The sequence below is a fragment of the Xanthomonas nasturtii genome, from assembly GCF_001660815.1.
Lineage (GTDB): Bacteria > Pseudomonadota > Gammaproteobacteria > Xanthomonadales > Xanthomonadaceae > Xanthomonas > Xanthomonas nasturtii.
In genome coordinates this window covers 15,724-35,808 of record NZ_LYMI01000078.1, presented here as the reverse complement: position 1 = coordinate 35,808, position 20,085 = coordinate 15,724, and the positions used below count along the sequence as shown (strand labels likewise).

The window sequence follows — 20,085 nt, the reverse complement described above, 5'->3', positions numbered from 1 at the left end:
TATGGGTATTAAAGCGCGATATCGCAGATGGGTTCCAAGCAAATACGATCATTTGCTATGTTTTCTTGCAGTCCTTGTTGTTGCTGTTGGATGCTTTTTGTACGACAAAGATCTATATGACGGCATTCCAAAGACGCTTGGTTCCGTAAGTGCCTTTCTCACGGTTTACGGTGTCATCTTTGCATTGATTGAGCTTGCTCGTACACGAAGTGCCGCTGAGCTCGCGGAGCAGAAGGCCTCACATGTTGTCAGTGTGATAGAAGACTTGATGACGGCTCGTGAGATCTCGGAATGCCAGGCTGCAGTGGAGTCCGCGCTTGAGGGGATTGGCAGAGGTGAGGGTATTTCTGGAAGCCATATCGTAAGAATCATTCGGCTCTACTCGCGAGTTTTTCCGCTTGAAATGAAGAGTGATAATTCTCCCCATCGAAGAAACCGAACGATCTTGGAGTCTTATGAATTTAGCGCTGCAGAGGCAGTTAAGGGTGGTGTCCCTAAAAAAACTAAAAGAGCCCTGCTTGAAATATCAGGCCATTTGGCTCAAGAGCAAGGCCAGACAAAGTATGTCAAGGAGAAGATTGCGTGATTCCAAAAGTTTTTCAGGGGTTTATCAAGAAGGCCTTCCAGCAGACTGAATCTGGTATGCTCGTTTGGAGTGAGGGAGAATATGGCTCATATGTGTGTGACCATAAAGAATTTACCCTCTATATCAAGAGGCATTTCAACGAGGATCGTGACAGGGAGAGCGTCATATTTCGTTTTAGGGGTGGTGATAAATACACGCCTTTTGTTGTAAATGACGATGATGGCGACTTCGATCAGATGGTCCGGTTTTTTGATGCGGTTGTTGCTAACGCTAACTCGGTTTCGGACGATTTGAGTAAGTTCTTTGATTGATTTCAGTGCATGCGGCTTATGATCCGAAGGCTGTCAATGGCCTGTAAAGAAGGCTGCTCTTCTGTCGCTTTCACTTGCAATTTTGATGGTGCCAACTTTGCACGCTCAGGACTACCGCTATGGCCCAGATAAAGTCAGTTTGTACGATACCCTTGTGTCAATGCCTGGGGAGACTGCGGGCGGCGAAATAACAGTTCCAGGTTCACTTCCACGTAGCATGGGCATCGCCAAACCATCGCGCCCATGCCTGCCACGCGGCGGTATCGGCGCGCGGTCCAGCTCTCGGATCATCTGCATTACCTACAGGTTGAAGGCGTTATCGACCGTGATGGGGGCAAGTGCACTTATCAGGCGACGGCACCCTGCTTGCGTGGCCCGTATGGAACTGCGCCGCGGCGCACACAGCCGCGCGAGACCCGCCAGCGTGTATTGACACGCCAGACCGCGTACTTGCAATCTAGGCCCAAGGAGCGTCGAAACTCCTCTAAGAGCGGTACCCACCTCCGTCAAACCGGTGGGTTTTTTGTGCCTGCATCCTGCAGGTACAAGCCGATGCGATGCCTGCGTCGGGAGGGCGGCTAATACAACACCCGCAAGGGGAATACGCCCGCCGGCTCTTAGCGGTTTCGAACCTCCCGACATCCCGTCGCCGTTGGCGGCGGTTCTTGGGTTGTTCCAGGAGGGCGTTGCCATGTCTACCGCACCATCCGTGCCGGCATCGGTGCCGGGTTATCTGTTGCCAGCTTCCGCCCACAGCTTGCTGAGCGAGGTAGGCGACGTGCTGCGCCGGCTAGCCGCACGCGCGGCCGTTGAGCAGGCCAGCGACGATCTTGCGCAGCAGTTGCTCAACCAGCCCGGCGTGTTGTCGCAGGCCTTGCATAGCCTTTCTGCACGCATCGACGTGGCGTTGCAGCAGTGTGTCGCTGCGCCTGGCGCTACCCGCCGCCAACCGGAGGTGCCATGACACGCCGGCGCCCACCCACGGCATCTGCCAGCACACGGCCCCCCCGCACGCGTGCGCGCCCCACGCCGCCCAAGCGCGTGCAGTGGGTCGTTGTGGAACCCGACCGCACCAAGCTGCCACCGATGCTGCCGCCCGACCCGGATGCCTCCCCGCAAGGCCCCGGCACGCTACGCGCACCCCGCCGCGCCCGCCGCCCGCGCCAATGCACCGTCAGCTACACCCATTACCCCGGCGCCCACGACCACGCCGGCGACCAGCACGTGCCCCACGTCCGCCTCAGCGGCCTATGGCTGGAACAACTGGGCTTTGCCATCGGCACCAAGCTACGCATCACCGCCAGCGAAGGGCAGCTGTTGATGGAGGTGTTGCCGCCGGTGGAGGTGCCGGCCAAGGCGCGCAGCGTGCGGCGATGATGCTGCGGCTGGCAGACCCCTTGCGATTGACCTCGGTGCCGGATGCCACTAGCGTCCCCGCCGCACCAGCGCACAACGGACGCTTCATGATCGCGCGCCCCCTCTACGCCTTGCTCGCCACCTTTGCCCTGGGCGCATGCGCCCACACTGCGGCCAACCCAGCCCCGGCAACCGTCACGGAGACATCTGCCATGAATTCATCCAGTCCTACCGCTGTGCCGCCTAACAAGCCCACTGCGGAAGGCTTGCTTGGTCAGTTGCTTGTGTTGATCAAGGGCAGCCAGACCATCTCCGACTTCACTCCCGAGCGTCTGAATTCCACGATGGGGCAGGCGGTTCAGTCTGTGAAAGGCGACGAACGCCGATATCGGGTCTTCGGCCCGCTCACTAAGGATTGGAGTTATGGATTTGGAGTCGATGAAACCAAGCTTGATGGCAGATGGTTCGAATTCCGCTTCGGTCGCAATGTGGCCGGTGCATCGCCTGCGATGACCGAAATTTGTCGCCTGGACTTTGATCGTTTCACCCAGCAGCTTGAGCAGATGGGCTTTGCGCGTGAGCGCAACATCGTCGAAGACGGGCGCTGGATGAGTGATTTCTTTACGCGCCCAGGAATGCGAGTAGAGGTCTTTCCGCGAGGCGAGGCTGCGGAACCGCAAGAGTTGGTGGCGCACAAATGCGTCGAATGGGTCTACATCCGATAAGCTGAGGTAGCGGACATGTCACTCAGCCCCGGAATTGTCAGGCCTCATAAAGCAATGCGTGCATAGGGCATTGGGGGTAGTTGAGAGGCGTGCATGACACGATGACATTGAAAAAACTGTCAAAATTGCCCCTGCAGCACCAACACTTATTGGAGAAAGGCCGTGCCCCTTGCAAACGATCCAATGCGCTTTGCACTCACGGCATTGATTACCTGCCTGATCGCTGGCTGCAGCCTGCAACCGCCGCCTGCAAACGTGCCTATCGCAAAGGAGCAGATAGAGATGAGAACGGTCGTCCCGTTGGTACGGAGTTTGACCCCACATGATCGTGGGCCTACAGAGCTGGAATTCGATGTGCCCGCACTGCCCGACGACGCGACTCCGCCCGTTTTCATCGGTGTGCGGATCACCGGTGTCGATCCAACTGCCGTCTCCCAAAGTGCTGACAGGCTGATTAGCGCTGGTGTTTCGGCCGAGCTCCACTTGGAGCGTATTGAACCATCCGGTCCAGTCTCCGTGGAATTGCAGCGTAGTCAGCGTGTGGGAGTAGGTCAGCAGGCGTCCATTCCCTTGTCAGCTGATGGTATGGCTCCTGGTCTGTTCGCTTTTGATGCGGACGGTACGACGCTGCAGGACGCCGGTTTGTCTACTAAGCAGACCGCATCCAGGGAGTTGGCATTCGGCTACAGCAATGCTGTCCAGCCAGGCCGTTATCGGCTCAAACTGCGCTTTGATCGGAACGCCGAGGCCCTGGTTGCGGCTAATGCGCAACTTCTTGTCGCTTACACCTACAGAGGAAAGTGAGGGGAATGAGCATGGATGATCATGGAAGGCGCTATGCAGTCACTGTCTACGTCGCTGCCGCAGGTACGCCGTTGATGGCCGGAGGCACATCCTTCGGTGGCCATATGTACTACTCGATTGACGACGGAACGACTGTCAAAAGTTATGGGTTCTCGCCCATCAAGCATGGCGAGGCTAGAGGGCCAGGAAAAGTTTCGTTCAATGACGTCGATACCTACCAAAAACCATATTACTCACGCACGATGGAGATCGATAAAGCGCAGTATGAAAAGCTGGAGGCCTTCGGCGCGGCCCCTGCTAAGCACGGGTTCAATATGGAATATAACGGTGCTAAAAACAGTTGTATCGACTTCACATGGGATGCGCTCAATCACGCTGGACTGCACCGGAAGACAAAAGATGGAGTTGATAAAAGCTTTGAGGGGGATATCAGACCCGTAGAAAATGTAGATGATATCAAGAGCATTCCTGCTCCTGTGCCTAAAAGTGAGTTGAATAAGGAGCACAACAATCCGAAGCCCAAGCAGGAACTTTGGCAGAAGGTGATTGGTGAGGCGCAGCCGCCCGGTGAGCAGGTATCTCCACTACAGGAAGCAACACAGCTCGCGAGAGTGCTGCCAGCAGATCCGCTGCATCACCAAGCCGAAGAGGCCGTTCGCCGCCTTGAGCAAGGTCTCGGCCGCGAATACGACGACAACAGCGCACGGCTGGCAGCAAGCAGCGCGTATTTAGCTAAAGAGAACGGGCTGTCGCGAATCGATCATGTTGTGCTGAGCGAGAACACCAAGTCCGTGCGGCAGGGCGAGAACGTTTTCGTTGTGGAAGGTGCGTTGAACGATCCCGCTCACAAGATGGCGCATATGAAGACGAGCGATGCGATTGCGCAGCCCGTCGAGCAATCCTTGGCGCAATTACAGGCCTTGGGCGAAACGCAGCGCCAACAGCAATTCCAGCAGCAGGAGCAACAGCGAGAGCAGTCGATTGCGCCTCAACACCGTATGGTGTGAGGCCTAGTGAAATAACGGTTCGAAATAACGGTTCCAGGTTCACTTCCACGGCAGCCTGGCCGTCGCCAAACCATCGCGCCCATGCCTGCGCGCGTAGCGGCATAGATCGGCAGCGATGCTGGTAGTGAAACGATAACGGCCGCAGTACGCGGCCGTTTCTGTTAGATCAGGCAGCCAGGATCGTCTTGACGATTCCCGATTCCCGATTCCCGAATCCCCAACCTCAATGATCGCTGGAGCGCAATCCATCCACATCCAGGATCAACGCCATGCGGCCGTCGCCGATCAGGGTGGCGCCGGCGTAGCCGGGCAGGCCGCGCAGGGCACGGGGCAGGGGCTTGATCACCACTTCCTCGCGGCCGCGGACCTGGTCTACCACCAGGCCGAAGCGGGTTTCGCCGGCCTGCAGCAGCACCACGGTCAGTAGCGGCGGTTGTTCGGCAGGCACGCCCAGCCAGCGGCGCAGGTCGATCAGCGGCAGGGTGTGCGAGCGGCGGTCGAGCACGGCGCGGCCGTCGAACCAGCCCAGCGAGGTCTGCGGGGCGTGCAGTACTTCGACCACGCGCGCCAGCGGCAAGGCGTAGACCGCTTCGCCGGCCTGCACCAGCAGCGTGGGCAGGATGGCCAGGGTCAGCGGCACGCGGATCATGAAGCGGCTGCCGCGGCCCAGTTCGGACTGGATCTGGATCTGACCGCTCAATTCGCGGATGCGCGATTGCACCACGTCCATGCCCACGCCGCGGCCGGAGATGTCGGTCACTTCCACCTTGGTGGAAAATCCCGGCATGAAGATCAGATGCAGGCACTCGTCGGTGCTCAGGCGGGCGGCGGCTTCGGCGTCGATCAGGCCTTTGTTGCGGGCGATCTCGCGCAGGCGTTCGGGGTCGATGCCGGCGCCGTCGTCCTGGATCTCGATACTGACGTAGTCGCCTTCCTGCTGTGCGGACAGGCGCACATGGCCGCTACGCGGTTTGCCGGTGGCTTCGCGCAGGGCCGGCGATTCGATGCCGTGGTCGATGGCGTTGCGCACCAGGTGCACCAGCGGGTCGGCCAGCGCCTCGACCAGATTACGGTCTAGCTCGGTCTCGGCGCCGATCAGTTCCAGCTCCACTTCCTTGGACAAGGAGCGCGCGACGTCGCGGGCGACCTTGGGAAAGCGCGAAAACACCTTGCTGACCGGCTGCATGCGGGTGCGCATGACCGCGGTCTGCAGGCGTGCGGTGGCGATGTCCAGCGTACTCACCGCGCGGTCGAGTTCTTCATCGCGCAGGCGGGTGCGCAAGGTCTTCAAGCGGTTACGCGAGAGCACCAGTTCGCCGATCAGGTTGACGATGGCGTCCAGGCGTTTGGTATCCACGCGCACGGTCTGTTCGGCTTCGGTGCCGCCCTTGGCTGCGCCTTTGCCGGCCGCCTTGGGAGCGGGCGCATGCGCATCGTCGGCATGTGCGGCGCCCGCCGGTTTGGCAGCGGCTGCCTGCGGCACGGCCTTGACCGCCGGCGGGCCGCTCTTTGCATCGAACTGTGCAATCAACGCGGCCGGCGCGTGCGGTACCGGTTCGCCCGTGCCCATCGCATCCAGCATGGCCTGCAGATAATCCAGCGATTGCTGCGCGGCATCGAAGTGATGCGCCTGCAGCACCGCCTGGCCGGAGCGCGCCATGCCGAGGGTTTCTTCAGCGGCGTGGCACAGCTCCACCATCGGTTTGATCGCCAGAAAGCCGGCGCCGCCCTTGAGCGTGTGGAAGCCGCGGAACACCGCGTTGAGTTGGTCGGCCTCGTCTGGTGTCTGTTCCAGCGACACCAGCTGTTCGCCGAGGCGATCCAGGATTTCCTGGGCCTCGACGATGAAATCGGCAGCAATATCGTCTGGAACAGCACTCATGGTTACAACCCCAATCCGGACAGCAGGTCATCGGCGTCGTCCTGCGACACCGCGTGACGGTCCAGGCCCTTGACTGCAGGACCGGCAAGACCGCCGTCGTCTTTCTTCGGTTCGGTGCTCTTCGGCGGCAGGCCGAGCGCGCCAAAGCCTTCATGCACGCGCCGCACGATGCCGGCCACGCGCCGGATGATCTGCCCGCTCAGGTCCTGGTAGCTCTGCGCCAGCGACAGCTCGGTCAGGTTGTGGCGCATCTTTTCCAGCAACGCGCCCTGGTCCTGATTCAGACCGCCATCGCGCAACTGGTTGGCCAGCTCGCGGCATTCTTCGACCAGATCCAGCGTGCGATGGCTGGCCTTTTCGGTCATTTCCACCACGTGGTCCAGGCGCGAACACGCATCGTCCAGTTCGCCGGCCTCTTCGGGCACGGTGGGCAGTTCGCCCAGTGCCTGGCCAAGTTCGCGGGCGAGCCGGCTCAGGCCCTGCATCATCGGACGCGTGCGCAGGGCGGCGAGGTGGTCGACCTCGCGCTTCCACGCTGCTTCGTCACCGCTTTCCAGTGCGTCGAGCGCGCCTTGCAGGCGGTCGATCAACGCGGCGCGTTCGGCATTGGTTTCCACGGTGGCGTTCATCAGGCGGTGGCCGCCAGACGTTCGAACACCTTGCCCAGCTTTTCTTCCAGCGTCTGCGCGGTGAACGGCTTGATGATGTAGCCGTTCACGCCGCACTGCGCGGCTTCGATGATCTGTTCGCGCTTGGCTTCGGCGGTCACCATCATCACCGGCAGGTGCTTGAGCTTGGCGTCGGCGCGGATGTTGCGCAGCAGGTCGATGCCGGTCATGCCGGGCATGTTCCAGTCCGTCACCACAAAATCGAACGGGCCGGCACGCAACGCCGCCAGGGCGCTGTTGCCGTCTTCGGCCTCTGCGGTATTGGTGAAGCCGAGATCGCCCAACAGATTCTTGACGATACGTCGCATCGTCGAAAAGTCGTCCACGATCAGGATCCGCATGTTCTTGTTCACATCAAGCTCCTAACACGAAAAATTACGCGAAAAATTATTCGTCAATTTCGACACCGGCATCGGCCAGTTCGAAGACTTTGAGGCGGCCCCGCAAACGCACCACTGCCTGGCCGTGGATCTGGCACACGCGCGATTCGCTGACACCGAGCACGGCGCCGATTTCCTTCAGGTTCAATTCCTGTTCGTAGTACAGCGACAGCACCAGCTGCTCGCGCTCGGGCAACTGGCCGATGGCCTTGCCCAGCTCGCGGCCGAATTCGCCACGCTCCATCATCTGCTGCGGGTTGGGTCCACCCTTGGCGGTGGTGTCCAGCTCGCCGTGATCTTCGATGCGCGATTCCAGGCTCAGCACCTGGCCACGTGCGGCGTCTTCCATCAGACGCAGGTAGTCGGGCAGCGGCATTTCCATCGCGGCAGCCACTTCGGTGGCGGCGGCGGCGCGGCCGGTGTTCTGTTCGATCTTGCGCACGGCGGCAGCGGCGTCGCGGGCGCGGCGGTGCACCGAACGCGGCACCCAGTCGCCACGTCGAATCTCGTCGATCATCGAGCCGCGGATGCGGATCGAGGCATAGGTTTCGAACGAAGCGCCCTGTTCGGAGTCGTAGCTGCGCGAGGCTTCGATCAGGCCGATCATGCCGGCCTGGATCAGGTCGTCCACTTCCACGCTGGCCGGCAGACGCGCCGCCAGATGGTGGGCGATGCGGCGGACCAGGTCGGCGTGCTGGGTCACCACGTCGTTGGCGTTGTTGCGCTGCACGGCGCGGTACTGCGCGCTGGCCGTGGTTGCGGTAGCGGTGCTCATGCGGCCACTCCCCGTTGGATGATGCGTTCGACAAAGAACTCGACGTTGCCGCGCGACACGGTGGGGGCCTGCCAGCGCGAGGTACGGCGTGCGATTTCTGCGATGGCCTGCGCCGACGGGCTGGACGGGTAGGCCTTGATGACGGGCTGCTGCCGCTGCACCGACAGGCGCAACCAGTCGTCCTGTGGCACGTGGCCGAGATAGTTCAGCGACACATCGCCCAGGAACTTTTCGCACACGCGCGAGAGCTTGTCGTACAGCAGGCGGCCTTCGTTGGGGTCGCGCACCATGTTGGCGATGATCTGCAGGCGGTCTACGCCGCGTTCGCGGGAGAGCACCTTGATCAGCGCGTAGGCGTCGGTGATCGAGGCCGGCTCGTCGCAGACCACCACCACGGTGTCCTGGGCGGCCTGGCAGAAGGTCAGCACGCTGTCGGTGATGCCGGCGGCGGTGTCGATGACCATCACGTCCAGGTCGCGTTCCAGTTCGGAGAACACGTTGACCAGGCCGATGTGCTGGGCCGGGGCCAGTTCGGCCATGTGGCGGCGACCGGACGCGGCCGGCACCACCAGCACGCCGCCGGGGCCTTCGATGATCACTTCATCGAGCGTGCAACGGCCGGCGATCAGGTCGGCCAGGGTGTACTTGGGCGAGAGTCCCAAGACCACATCCAGGTTGGCCAGGCCAAGGTCGGCGTCCAGCAGCAGGGTGCGTTTGCCCATGTCGGCAAGCGCCACGGCCAGGTTGGCGGAGATGTTGGTTTTACCCACGCCACCCTTGCCACCGGTCACGGCAATGGTGCGCACCGGGCCCAAGGGCTCGGGACGGGTCGCCGACAGGGGGAAGGCGTTGGTCAGCTTGGCGTATTCACGCGACTGCATGGTTGTGCTCCGGAGTACAGGGCTTATCGGCAGCGCGCCGCAAATCTTCAAGACGAAGAACGAGACTGGCGGCATTGGCGCGGTGCAGGTCGTCAGGGACCCGCTGTCCGTCAGTCACCCAGGTGATGGGCATTTGGTGGTCGACCACCACCGACAAGGCGCTGCCGAAGCGGCCGGTCTCGTCGAGTTTGGTCAGCACCACGCCTTGGGGTTTGGCGTGGGCGAAGCGGCGTACGACCTCGTCGAGGTCGGAAAAATGGGCGTTGGCGGGCAGCACCAGCAGCGAGGTGACCTGCTGGGCGGCGCGCAGCCAGTTCAGCTGCGCGGCCAGGGCGCGGTCGCGCTGGCCCATGCCGGCGGTGTCGATCAGTACCAGCTTGTAATCGCGCAGACGCTCGAGCAGGTCCAGCAGGCTTTCGGCGCTGTCGGCTTCGTGCACCGCGATGCCGAGCTGACGGCCGTAGCTGTGCAGCTGCTCGCGGCCGCCGACGCGCTGGGTGTCGGTGGTCACCAGGGCCACGTCGCGCGGGGCGTGCTGGGCAGCGAAGCGCTGGGCGAGCTTGGCGATGGTGGTGGTCTTGCCGGCACCGGTCGGGCCGACCAGGGCGATCACGCCGCCGCGTTCCAGCGGGTCGACCGGGGCGACCGGCAGACGCTTGGACAACAGGCCCAGCATCAGCCCGCGGCCACGGTGCAATTCGGTATCGGCCGGAATCTGCAGGGCCACGTCGCGGATCAGGCCGGCGTCGAAGCCGTAGTCGTCCATTAGCTCCAGGGCCTGCGCACGCACCGGGGAGCCACGCAGGCGCTCGTCGGTGAGGCGGTTCATTTCGCGCTCGATCATCTGGCGCATCAGCGCCAGCTCACCGCGCAGCTGCTTGAGTTCTTCGTCGTTCTGCGGCGCCGGAGCAGCGGCAACCGGCACCGCGGCCAGCGCGGCGGGAGCGACGACGATCGGAGGTAACGCGGCAGGCGGCAGGATCTGCGGCAGCGCGTCGTCCAGATCGAAGTCGGCTGCGTCGTCGCGGTCGTCTTCGTCCTGGCCGTAGCCGGCATGCACGGGGGCAGCGGCGGCGGCCATGATCGGGGTCGGCGCCTGCACCGGGGCGGCCTGCACGGCCGGGCGCTGCACCGGGGCGGTCGTCAAAAAGTCGGCGAACAGCTGTTCCGGCACGGCCGACAGCGCGTGTTCCTGGCGCGGTGCAGTGGTGACGGCAACCGCATGGGCCAGCGCCTGGGCGGCCGGCGAAGGGATGGAGGCGGTGCGCACCGGTGCGGCGACCGGCGCCTGGCGCGGCACGTTGACCGGCTGGCGCAGCGCCATGGCGGCGATCATGTCTTCGGCGGCGCTGGCAACGCGCTGGCGCTGGCTCACGTTGGCCTCGGCAGCCGGCTTGAGCGGCGCGTGCACCGGCGCGGCCGGGCGGGCAGCTGCCTGCTGGATGGGCGCCGGCTCGCTGTGTGCAGCCGGCGGCTCGGAGCGCGCGGTTTCCAGGGCGCGCTGCACGAGTTCTTCGTCGTAGTTGCTGGCAGCGACGATCTCGATGCCTTCGGCGGTGCGACGGTTGGACAGGATCACTGCGTCCGGGCCGTGTTCTTCACGCACCATGCGGAATGCGGTGCGCATGTCCGGGGCAACGAAGCGTTTGATTTTCATGCGAAGTGCCTCCAGGAACGGGACCCGCCGGACGCCGGGCGGGTGCGCGATGAATGTGGGTGTGTTGCCAGCGTCATGAGTTGCCTGTCCCGTTCGTTGTTCCAAGTCCTGCGCGCGCCCCGTAGCGGTGTTGCTGGCTGCGGTCTCGCCAGAGCTAATGCATGCGGTGTGCCAAAACGGGATGCCGGGGGTCCGGCGCGGGGATCCGGGTGATCGGGGACGGGGCGGAATCTGTGCGTTCGGCCCGGGTTGGCGCTTTCAAGTCATTGGCATGCTTGACATTTTTTGCGGTAGTGCAATACGTGGGCGTCACCGTGCCGGTGGATGCGCCGGCGGGCTGGGCGCCGAACGTGGCGGGCCCGGAACGCCTGGAAATGGCTGGCGTCGTGCAATCGATTGGAGGTCCGGGCCAGTGGCGGCTTTCCGACGCCGGAGACGGCGGTCGGTCGCCGGTCTGCAGGCATTGCCGGCCGGCGTGGTGACGGCGGGGAGCTGACAACTCCTTAGGAGCGCCCTTGGGCGCGATGGACTGTCCCGGTAACGCCTGTCGCGCCGAAGGGCGTTTCTACAAGGGGCAGCGCAGCGTGTCGCAGGGCACCTGGGCGCGATGGGGCGTTCCGCTAACGCCCTCGCGACCGAGGTCGCTCCTAAATAGGGCGGCGACCTTGCCGGGTCCATGGCATGTCATGGGTTGCGCGGCGTAACAGCGACAAACCTCAGCTGATGGTGCCGACCAGCTTCAGGCGCTTGTCTTCCGGCACTTCGCTATAGGCCAGCACCGACAGGGTCGGCACGCTGTGGCGGACCAGACGGGCCAGGGCGGCGCGGACCTGGCCGGGCACCAGCACTACGGCCGGTTCGTTGCGGGCTTCCTGCTTGCCGACGCAATCGGCCAGGCTCTGGTGCAGGCGCTCGGCCAGGCCGGGTTCCAGCGCCACGCCGTTGCCGTGGGTGGATTCCTGCAGCACGCGCTCCAGCTGCGGGGCCAGGGTGAATACCGGCAACTCGGCCGACATGCCGGCGATTTCCTGCACGATGAAGCGGCCCAGCGAGGTGCGCACGGCGGCAGTGAGGGTGGCCGGGTCCTGGCTGTGCGGGGCGTGCTCCACCAGCGCTTCGACGATCTTGCGCAGCTGGCGCACCGGGATGCGCTCGATCAGCAGGTTCTGCAGCACGCGCACCACCACCGACAGCGGCAGCGCCTTCGGGGTGAGGTCTTCGACCATCTTGGGCGCGGTCTTGGCCAGGGTGGCCAGCAACTGCTGCACTTCTTCGTGGCCGAGCAGTTCCGGGGCGTGTTCGCGGATCAGGTGCGACAGATGCGTGGCGACCACGGTGGCCGGGTCGACCACGGTATAGCCCATCGATTCGGCATAGGCGCGCTGATGCGGCTGGATCCAGGTGGCGTCCAGGCCGAATGCGGGGTCCTTGCCGGGAATGCCGTCGAGCTGGCCGAGCGCGCCGCCCGGGTCCAGCGCCAGCTCACGGTCGGAATAGATTTCGGCGGTGGCCACCGGCACGCCGTGCACCAGCAGGCGGTAAGCGTTGGCGGACAACTCCAGGTTGTCGCGGATATGCACCGGCGGCACCAGGAAGCCGATGTCCTGGGTGAGCTTGCGGCGCACGCCCTTGATCCGCGCCATCAGTTCGCCGCCCTGGTTCTTGTCCACCAGCGGGATGAGCCGGTAGCCCACTTCCAGGCCCAGCGGGTCGATCGGGCGCAGTTCGTCCCAGCTCAATTCCGAACTGGCCTGGGCGGCGGTGGCGGCCGCAGCCGCCTGCGGATCGGTGGCCGGGTCGCCGGTGGGGGCGACCACCAGGCTGCGCTTGTACATTTTCCAGGCGATCACGCCCAGGATCAGGCCCAGCGTCAAAAACGCGACGTTCGGCATGCCCGGCACCAGGCCGACCAGGCCCAGGATGGCTGCCGCTACCGCCAGGGCGCGGTGCTGGCCGAACACCTGGCTGATCATGGCGCCGCGCATGTCCTGCGCACGCGAGGCGCGGGTCACCAGCAAGGCGACCGAAGACGACACCAGCAGGGCCGGCAGCTGCGCCACCAGGCCGTCGCCGATCGACAGCAAGGTATACGTGGACGCGGCATCCATGAAGCTCATGCCGTGCTGGAACATGCCCACCGCCATGCCGCCGATAAGGTTGATGAACAGGATCAGGATGGCGGCGATGGCGTCGCCGCGGATGAACTTGTTGGCACCGTCCATCGCGCCGTAGAAGTCGGCTTCCTCGCGCACTTCTTCGCGCCGGGCCTTGGCTTCCTCGCGCGTCAGCAAACCGGCGTTGAGGTCGGCGTCGATGGCCATCTGCTTGCCGGGCATGGCGTCCAGGATGAAGCGGGCGGTCACTTCCGACACGCGCCCGGCACCCTTGGTGATCACCACGAAGTTGATGATGGTCAGGATCGCGAACACCACGATGCCCACGGCGTAGTTACCGCCGATCACGAACTGGCCGAAGGCCTCGATGACCTTGCCGGCTGCGGCGTGGCCGTCCTGGCCGTTGATCAGGATCACGCGGCTGGAGGCGACGTTGAGCGCCAGCCGCAGCATCGTGGTCATCAACAGCACGATCGGGAAAATGGTGAATTCCAGCGGGCGCTGCACGTACACCACCGCCAGCAGCACCATCAGCGAGATGGCGATGTTGAAGGTGAACAGCGCATCCAGCACCGGTGCGGCCAGCGGCACCATCAGCATGGACAGCATGGCCATCAAGGCCAGCGGGGCGCCCAGGCCGTTGCGCAGCAGCTCCATCACGCGGCGGGCATTCATCGGAGCGGGGCGGGCGCTCATGCGCTGGCTCCCTTGCCGAACTCATCCACGTCCAACGACGGCAATTCCGGCATCGGGCCACCGTTCCAGCCACGCAGCTGGTAGACGTAGGAGAGCACCTGGGCCACGACCGAATAGAGTCTCACGGGAATTTCCTTGCCGATTTGTGCTTCCCTATACAAGGCGCGTGCCAAAGGCGGTGCGGTGACGATCGCCACCCGGTGCTGTTCGCAGGCTTCGCGGATGCGGAAGGCCATTTCGTCCACGCCCTTGGCCACCACGATCGGGGCGCGCATCTTGCCGCCCTCGTACTTGAGCGCCACCGCGAAGTGGGTCGGATTCATCAGCACCACGTCGGCCTTGGGCACCGCTTCCATCATCTGGCGCTGCGACATCTGCATCTGCATCTGGCGGATGCGGCCCTTCACTTCCGGGCTGCCCTCGCTCTCTTTCATCTCGCGCTTGATCTCTTCGCGGGTCATCTTGAGCTTCCGCATCCAGTTCCACTTCTGGTACGGCGCGTCGATGGCGGCCAGCAGCACCAAGGCCCCGGCGGTGTAGAACAGCAGGCTCTTGGTGAAGTCCAGGCCGTTGCCCACGGCCTGTTCCAGCGGCTGGTTCACCAGCGAGCGCAGGCCGTGCAGGTTCTTGGAGATGCACAGCCAGGCCGCCAGGCCGACGAACAGCAGGCGCAGGATCGACTTGACCAGCTCGGCCAGGCTGTTGCTGCCCCACATGCGTTTGATCCCGTTGGCCGGGTTGAGCTTGTTGAGGTCGGGCATGATGGCCTTGCCGGAAAAATGCAGGCCGCTCATCAGCAGCGGGCCGGCCAGCCCGGCCAGCAGGCAGACGCCGATCAACGGCAGCATCACCCACAGCAGCTGCATCAGCAGGTCGCCGAAGTGGCCAAACAGCGCCATCGGGTTTTCGCGCATTCTCGGGTCGGGGCTGAGCGCGGTCTTCATCCACACTGCCGTGCCATTGCCGATGCCGCCCGCCAGTGCCATCAGGCCAAACACGCCGGCGCCGAACACCGCGGCGGTGGACAACTCCCGCGATTGCGGGATGTTGCCCTGCTCACGCGCCTCGCGCAGGCGTTTTTCGGTGGGAAGCTCTGTACGCTCGCCGCCGTCGTCGGACTCGGACATGGAGGTGCCGGTAGGGGATTAACCCAGCTGATGCAAGCGGCGTTCCAGTTTGTGGGGCGGGGAGTCGGGAATCGGGATTGGGGATTCGGAACAGCAGTAGCCGCGAGCTGAGCCGCTGGCGGGAAGTTGTGGCTGCGTGGTGGAAGCACTGCACCGCGGAGCTGCTGCGTTGCTGTAGCGGTCTGGCCTGGTGCTCGGCTCAGCCAAGCGGCGTTTGAGCGGCTGCGTGGGCGGGCGTTTGACGCCGTGTGTTGCTCAGCCGACGAGGCGTCGCGGGCCGTCGCGCTGGGCGACCACGGTGGCGATGAAGCGCTCGGCGTCCATCGGGCGGCCCAGCAGATGGCCTTGCAGCTGGTCGCAGCCCAGCCGCTCCAGGGTGTTGCGCTGGGCGGCAGTTTCCACGCCTTCGGCCACCACCTGCAGGCGCATGGTGTGCGCCAGCGCCACCACCGCCGCCACGATGGCGATGTCTTCGGCGCTGCCGTCCATGGCCTGCACGAAGCTGCGGTCGATCTTGAGCTCGTGCGCGGGCAGCTTGCGCAGATAGAGCAGGTTGGAACAACCGGTGCCGAAGTCGTCGATGGCAATGCGCACACCCAGCGCGTTGAGCTGGCCCAGGGTGCGCAGGCAGGCGTCGGCGTCGCGCATGGCCATGGTTTCGGTGATTTCAAGGGTGAGCTGGCCCGGCGCCAGCGCGAATTCGCTCAACGTGGTGGCCACTTCGTCCAGCAGGCTGGGCGAGGCCAGCTGGATCGCCGACAGATTGACCGCCACCCGCCAGTCGCCGTGCCCGGCCTGCCGCCAGTCGCGCATCTGGCGGCAGGCCTGCCGCAGCACCCAGCTGCCGAGCAGGCCGATCATGCCGCTGCGTTCGGCCAGCGGGATGAAGCTGTCCAGCGGCACCAGGCCGCGCTCGGGGTGCTGCCAGCGGATCAGCGCTTCGGCACCAATCGGGCGGCCGTCGTCGGCGCAGTATTTGGGCTGGTAATGCAGCACGAACTGGCCCAGTTCCAGCGCGCGCGGCAGTTCCTGCAGCAGCTGCAGGCGCTCACGGGTGGTGGCCGTCATCGAGTGTTCGAAAAAGCTGTAGCGGTTGCGGCCGGCGTGCTTGGCATGGCTCATGGCTGCGTCGGCATGCGTCATCAGCTGGTGCTCGCTGCCGGCATCTTCCGGGTACAGCGCAATGCCAATGCTGCTGCTGAGGCGCAGTTCGTGGTTGGCAACCAGAAACGGCACCGCCAGCGCCTGCACCAGATGTGCGGCGAGGGCGGCGGCATCTTCCGGCTCGGCGATGTCGGCCACCAGCACGAATTCGTCCGCACCCAGCCGCGCCAGGCTGCCGTTTGCGCGCCGGTGCGCGTTCAGACGCTCGGCCACCACCATCAGCAGGCGGTCGCCCAGCTGATGGCCGTAGCCGTCGTTGACCACCTTGAAGCCGTCCAGGTTGATCAGCATCACCGCAAAGCGCTGCCCCTGGCGCTGGGCGCGTTCGATGTTCTGCAGCACATGCTCGTGCAGCAGCACGCGGTTGGGCAGGCGGGTGAGCGGGTCGTGCAGCGCGGCCAGCGCGAGGTCGGCATTGGCCTTGGCCAGCGACTGCGCCAGCACGTCGGTGCGCTGCTGAAAGCGGCGCGACAGCACCGAAATCACCAGTGCCAGCATCAGCAGGGCCAGGATCACCAGCACCACCACCGCAGCCAGCCACGACAACGGCAGATGCGCATCGGCCGCCGCGCCGCACAGGCAACGTGGCAAGTGCATCGCGCCGGCAGACTCCGCTTGCGCATGCGCCGCGGCCGGCAGCGGACGACCGCGCCACCCCGCGCCCTTGCACGCGTCTTGCCTGCGCGGCTCAGGCCACCGAGCTTTCCGGCTCCTCCGGTTCGATGCGGTTACGGCCCGAGCGCTTGGCCCGATACAGCGCCTCGTCGGCACGCGCCAGCAACGAGGCGGCGGTGTCGCCGACGCGGAACCAGGACACGCCCACCGAGCAGGTCACCTGCAGCGGGCGTGCGGCACCCACATCGTACGGGGCAAGGCTGAGCGCTTCGTGGATGGCGCGCAGCCGGTGCTGGCTCTGTTGGGTCATGCCCGGCAGCAACAGCAGCAATTCTTCGCCGCCGTAGCGGCCCACCTTGTCCGAATCGCGCAGGCAGGCGGTCAGCCGTGCGCCGACCTTGGCCAGCACCGCATCGCCGACCAGATGCCCGTGTTCGTCGTTGACCAGCTTGAAATGATCCAGATCGATCAACACCACCGCCAGCGGGTGCGCGCCGTGCGCGCAGGCCTGCAGTTCTTCGGCCATCGCTTCCAGGATGCCGGAGCGATTGAGCAGGCCGGTCAAAGCGTCGTGGCTGGCCTTCAACGCCAGCGCCGCACGCGCGCTTTCCAGTTCGCGTTTTTCGCGTTCCAGTTGATAGGTGCGCTCGGCCACCAGTTCGGCCAGCATGCGTTCGCGCGCGACCAGGTGGCGGTGGCGCCAGCGCCACAGGCCGATCAACAGGCCGCTGCCGATCAGCACATACAGCGCGATCGCCGGCGGGCTGCGCCACCACAGCGGCGCCACCGCGAAGGGCAGGTCGGCAATCGGCGAGGCGGTGCGCCGGTAGCGGTCCAGCACCTGCACCTGCAGGCGGAAATGCCCGGACGGCAGCGGCGGCTGGTCGATCGACAGGGAATCGCTCTGGATCCATTCGTTGTGCAGGCCCAGCAGGCGATAACGCACCGTCAGCCGGCTGGGGTCGTCGTAGACCTCCATCGTCGACAACTCGATATGCAGCGGTTTGTCGCTCCATCCCAACAGTTGCCCACGCTGCACCCGCGCGCCGCCGCGGCTGACGCTGTCGATGCGCACGCTGGGCTGGCGCTCGTCGAACAGGCGCGCCGGATCGCTCAGGTGGCTCACCCCGCGTGCGGTCCCGATCCAGACCGAACCGTCCGGATCTTCGGCAAACGCTGCCTCCGACACGTCATCCCAGATCAGCCCCTGCGACTGCGACAGATGCGCCCAGCGCTCGCCGTCGTACACCTCCACGCCGCGCGCATGGCCCACCCAGACCCGGCCGACGCTGTCGGCGCTCAGCAGGTACACGCCGACATCGCGCAATGCCTCGTCGCTGATTTCCCGCAGGTCCAGGCCGTCGTCCAGCAACATGCCGTGCCACAGACCGGGGCGGTAGAAGGCCAGCCACACCTCGCCGCTGTCGCTGATGTGGATCTTGCTGATCCATGGCTCGGACGCGCCGCCGTTGACCTTCACCTTGACCTTGGACCAGCGCTCGCCTTGCAGCCGGAACAAGCCGTTGGCGGTAGCCATCCACAGCGTGCCGTCGGCGGTCTGCTGGACATCGGTGTAGGCGATGGCGGGCATGTTGGCCACCGCCTGCATGCTGCCGCCCTCGAGCGGGTGTTCGATTACGAACAAGCCGCCGGCACTGAGCATCCACAGCCGGCCCTGGCGGTCGATAAGCAGGCGGCGCGCGGTGCGCGGCAGCTTGGCGATCTGCGCGCTGTGCCCGTCTGGCCAGGTGCGGCGCAGGAACCCGGCCGAATTGAGCGTCCACAGGCTGCCATCTGCGCTGCGCTGCAGGCCCACGACCTGGATGCCGGCGTTCTGCAGGGCCGGGACGAAGCGGCCATCCGGGGCGGCCTGGCGGCCGACGCCGTGTTCGTTGCCAACCAGCAGTGCGCCCTGTGCGTCGCGGGTGAACGACCAGGTTGGCGCAGGTGGCATGCCTTGCGACGCATCCCAGTTTTCGATCCATTCGTAGCCGGCCCAGCGCACCAGACCCTCGCCGTCGACGGTCATCCACACGTCGCCTTCGCGGTCCACCACGATTGCATCGCTGCTGCCGGGCGGCAGCCCGTTGTCGGCACCGAAACTACGCCAGTGGCCGTTTTCCCAGCGCACCAGACCATCGTTGCGACGGACCAGCACGCGCCCTTCGCGGTCCATGACCAGTGGCGCCTGCCGCCCGACCGTGCTGCTATCCAGCAGCGGCAGCGGGCGAACGCTGAAGTTGCTGGCGCCGCGTGCGCGATAGAGCAGGGTGCCGACACCGCGCACCCACAGTGCGCCGTCGTGGTCGCGCAGCACGCTATACCAACGGTCGTCCGGCACGCCCTGTTCGGGGCCAAACACCTGCACCTTGCGCTGCGCATCGATGGCGCACAGCTTGCGCGCGCAGCCCACCCACAGCGTGTCGCCATCCACCGACAGACTGAGCACCTTGGACACCTCCGGAACGCGCACCCGCGTTGCGGTGTCCAGCAGCGGTTCGCTATGCCAGCGGTCCCTGGCACGGGCCTGCAGGAGTTCCAGCGTGCCGTCATTGGCCAGCACGGTGCCCCAGGGCAGGCTGGCCAGCTGCATCTGGTCCTGCAGGTGCTCGGCTTCATCCGGCGCCAGCTTGCGAAACCCGTTTTCGTCGCCGACGAACAGCGCCTGGAAGCCGGCAACCCACAGCCGCCCATCGGCGGTTTCGGTCATCGAGCTGATGGTCTCGTTACGCAGGCCGTCCAGCGGCACCTGTTGAAAGCTGCGCCCGTTGTAGCGATACAGCCCGCTTTCTGTGCACACCCACAGCAAGGTGCTGCGGGTCTGCAACAGGCAGGTGCCGGCAAGACCGAGCAGGCCCTGGTCGTGGGCATAGCGGCGGATGCTGGCGCTCTGTGCGTTGGCCAGATCGGCAAACGACAGCAACGCCAGCAGCATCGCAGCGAACGATGCTCCTCGGCCTGACGTCCTCCATTGGCGGTGCAAAAACCCCACGGGCGTTGCAATCTCCCACGCATCGGTGCGTGCGGTCCGCGCCCCTCGCGCGGGTGACTCACGCTTGCCATTGGCAGCCCCCTATAGCAGGCCGCGATATATCGACTAGCGGCTGTTCACGCGATTTACTTTAGTGCCTGCACCACGGTCATTGCGCAGCTGCCAGGCAGGCGCAACTGCTGCACCAGGCCGACGTTTTGCATGCAAGCACTGCGACTGCACGTTATCACTGCATTTGATGATCGCGTACTGCGTGGCGTCCCTTGCAGCATGCGGCATCGAGGCTGGCGGTGGTCGAGCGAGAACGACCGATGCGCATGCGTGCGATGAAGCGCGATCAGCGTG

At 64.7% G+C, this 20,085-nt stretch carries 16 protein-coding genes and 1 pseudogene; 7 read left to right on the top strand and 10 right to left on the bottom strand.

All coding sequences use genetic code 11. The features are described from left to right. The first annotated feature begins 1 nt into the window (after position 1). The 7 genes from A7D16_RS19670 (at position 2) to A7D16_RS19640 (ending at position 4,789) form a co-directional block, all read left to right on the top strand. Entirely contained in the window at positions 2-586 is a 585-nt protein-coding gene (locus tag A7D16_RS19670) for a hypothetical protein (RefSeq protein ID WP_153043204.1), read from the top strand. Then, a complete protein-coding gene (locus A7D16_RS19665; RefSeq protein ID WP_064634909.1) occupies positions 583-897 on the top strand; it encodes a hypothetical protein in 315 nt (104 codons plus the stop codon). The genes A7D16_RS19670 and A7D16_RS19665 overlap by 4 nt, the downstream gene beginning before the upstream one ends. Before the next feature lie 691 nt (positions 898-1,588). Continuing rightward, positions 1,589-1,861 (top strand): XAC0095 family protein, encoded by a 273-nt coding sequence (locus A7D16_RS19660; protein ID WP_064634908.1) that lies wholly within the window; start codon positions 1,589-1,591, stop codon positions 1,859-1,861. Next, positions 1,858-2,274: a SymE family type I addiction module toxin gene (locus A7D16_RS19655; RefSeq protein ID WP_064634907.1), complete on the top strand. Its 417-nt coding sequence runs from the start codon at positions 1,858-1,860 to the stop codon at positions 2,272-2,274. Before A7D16_RS19660 ends, A7D16_RS19655 begins: the two co-directional genes overlap by 4 nt. An 86-nt stretch (positions 2,275-2,360) precedes the next feature. Beyond that, complete coding sequence (locus A7D16_RS19650) at positions 2,361-2,978, top strand: hypothetical protein (RefSeq protein WP_064634997.1); 618 nt, start codon at positions 2,361-2,363, stop codon at positions 2,976-2,978. 255 nt (positions 2,979-3,233) lie between these two features. Continuing rightward, positions 3,234-3,782 carry a hypothetical protein gene (locus A7D16_RS19645; protein ID WP_064634996.1) on the top strand — a complete coding sequence of 183 codons (549 nt, stop codon included), beginning with the start codon at positions 3,234-3,236 and terminating at the stop codon, positions 3,780-3,782. A gap of 104 nt (positions 3,783-3,886) precedes the next feature. Beyond that, positions 3,887-4,789, top strand: a complete 903-nt coding sequence (locus tag A7D16_RS19640) for an XVIPCD domain-containing protein (RefSeq protein WP_064634995.1) — start codon at positions 3,887-3,889, stop codon at positions 4,787-4,789. Between the two features lie 223 nt (positions 4,790-5,012). Here A7D16_RS19640 and A7D16_RS19635 read toward each other — a convergent pair whose 3' ends face one another. From A7D16_RS19635 to A7D16_RS19585, 10 genes and pseudogenes are all read right to left on the bottom strand, one after another. Beyond that, the gene (locus A7D16_RS19635; protein ID WP_064634906.1) at positions 5,013-6,671 is read right to left on the bottom strand and encodes a chemotaxis protein CheA; all 1,659 of its coding nucleotides are present in this window, start codon (positions 6,669-6,671) and stop codon (positions 5,013-5,015) included. 2 nt (positions 6,672-6,673) lie between these two features. Continuing rightward, entirely contained in the window at positions 6,674-7,300 is a 627-nt protein-coding gene (locus A7D16_RS19630) for a protein phosphatase CheZ (RefSeq protein WP_010374309.1), read from the bottom strand. After that, complete coding sequence (gene cheY, locus A7D16_RS19625) at positions 7,300-7,692, bottom strand: chemotaxis response regulator CheY (protein WP_002813536.1); 393 nt, start codon at positions 7,690-7,692, stop codon at positions 7,300-7,302. Before cheY ends, A7D16_RS19630 begins: the two co-directional genes overlap by 1 nt. A 34-nt stretch (positions 7,693-7,726) precedes the next feature. Then, a complete protein-coding gene (locus tag A7D16_RS19620; protein WP_010374297.1) occupies positions 7,727-8,494 on the bottom strand; it encodes an RNA polymerase sigma factor FliA in 768 nt (255 codons plus the stop codon). Continuing rightward, complete coding sequence (locus A7D16_RS19615) at positions 8,491-9,375, bottom strand: MinD/ParA family protein (protein ID WP_064634904.1); 885 nt, start codon at positions 9,373-9,375, stop codon at positions 8,491-8,493. Before A7D16_RS19615 ends, A7D16_RS19620 begins: the two co-directional genes overlap by 4 nt. Beyond that, complete coding sequence (gene flhF / locus A7D16_RS19610; RefSeq protein WP_064634902.1) at positions 9,362-11,032, bottom strand: flagellar biosynthesis protein FlhF; 1,671 nt, start codon at positions 11,030-11,032, stop codon at positions 9,362-9,364. The genes A7D16_RS19615 and flhF overlap by 14 nt, the downstream gene beginning before the upstream one ends. 716 nt (positions 11,033-11,748) lie before the next feature. After that, positions 11,749-13,821: a flagellar biosynthesis protein FlhA gene (flhA, locus tag A7D16_RS19605; protein ID WP_181920519.1), complete on the bottom strand. Its 2,073-nt coding sequence runs from the start codon at positions 13,819-13,821 to the stop codon at positions 11,749-11,751. Positions 13,822-13,838: 17 nt separating this feature from the next. Continuing rightward, positions 13,839-14,969 carry a flagellar biosynthesis protein FlhB gene (flhB, locus tag A7D16_RS19600; RefSeq protein WP_064634900.1) on the bottom strand — a complete coding sequence of 377 codons (1,131 nt, stop codon included), beginning with the start codon at positions 14,967-14,969 and terminating at the stop codon, positions 13,839-13,841. A 255-nt stretch (positions 14,970-15,224) separates the two neighbouring features. After that, positions 15,225-16,715, bottom strand: a pseudogene (locus A7D16_RS19595) (putative bifunctional diguanylate cyclase/phosphodiesterase); the annotation flags it as partial. A gap of 106 nt (positions 16,716-16,821) precedes the next feature. Next, entirely contained in the window at positions 16,822-19,740 is a 2,919-nt protein-coding gene (locus A7D16_RS19585) for a ligand-binding sensor domain-containing diguanylate cyclase (RefSeq protein WP_082925894.1), read from the bottom strand. Between the last annotated feature and the right edge of the window lie 345 nt (positions 19,741-20,085).

Excerpts from the sequence above, each read along its gene's own strand:
- flhF (WP_064634902.1), bottom strand. The coding sequence starts at position 11,032 with ATGAAAATCAAACGCTTCGTTGCCCCGGACATGCGCACCGCATTCCGC.
- A7D16_RS19615 (WP_064634904.1), bottom strand. The coding sequence starts at position 9,375 with ATGCAGTCGCGTGAATACGCCAAGCTGACCAACGCCTTCCCCCTGTCG.
- A7D16_RS19670 (WP_153043204.1), top strand. The coding sequence starts at position 2 with ATGGGTATTAAAGCGCGATATCGCAGATGGGTTCCAAGCAAATACGAT.
- A7D16_RS19635 (WP_064634906.1), bottom strand. The coding sequence starts at position 6,671 with ATGAGTGCTGTTCCAGACGATATTGCTGCCGATTTCATCGTCGAGGCC.
- A7D16_RS19620 (WP_010374297.1), bottom strand. The coding sequence starts at position 8,494 with ATGAGCACCGCTACCGCAACCACGGCCAGCGCGCAGTACCGCGCCGTG.
- flhB (WP_064634900.1), bottom strand. The coding sequence starts at position 14,969 with ATGTCCGAGTCCGACGACGGCGGCGAGCGTACAGAGCTTCCCACCGAA.
- A7D16_RS19655 (WP_064634907.1), top strand. The coding sequence starts at position 1,858 with ATGACACGCCGGCGCCCACCCACGGCATCTGCCAGCACACGGCCCCCC.
- A7D16_RS19630 (WP_010374309.1), bottom strand. The coding sequence starts at position 7,300 with ATGAACGCCACCGTGGAAACCAATGCCGAACGCGCCGCGTTGATCGAC.
- A7D16_RS19640 (WP_064634995.1), top strand. The coding sequence starts at position 3,887 with ATGTACTACTCGATTGACGACGGAACGACTGTCAAAAGTTATGGGTTC.
- A7D16_RS19660 (WP_064634908.1), top strand. The coding sequence starts at position 1,589 with ATGTCTACCGCACCATCCGTGCCGGCATCGGTGCCGGGTTATCTGTTG.
- A7D16_RS19650 (WP_064634997.1), top strand. The coding sequence starts at position 2,361 with ATGATCGCGCGCCCCCTCTACGCCTTGCTCGCCACCTTTGCCCTGGGC.
- flhA (WP_181920519.1), bottom strand. The coding sequence starts at position 13,821 with ATGAATGCCCGCCGCGTGATGGAGCTGCTGCGCAACGGCCTGGGCGCC.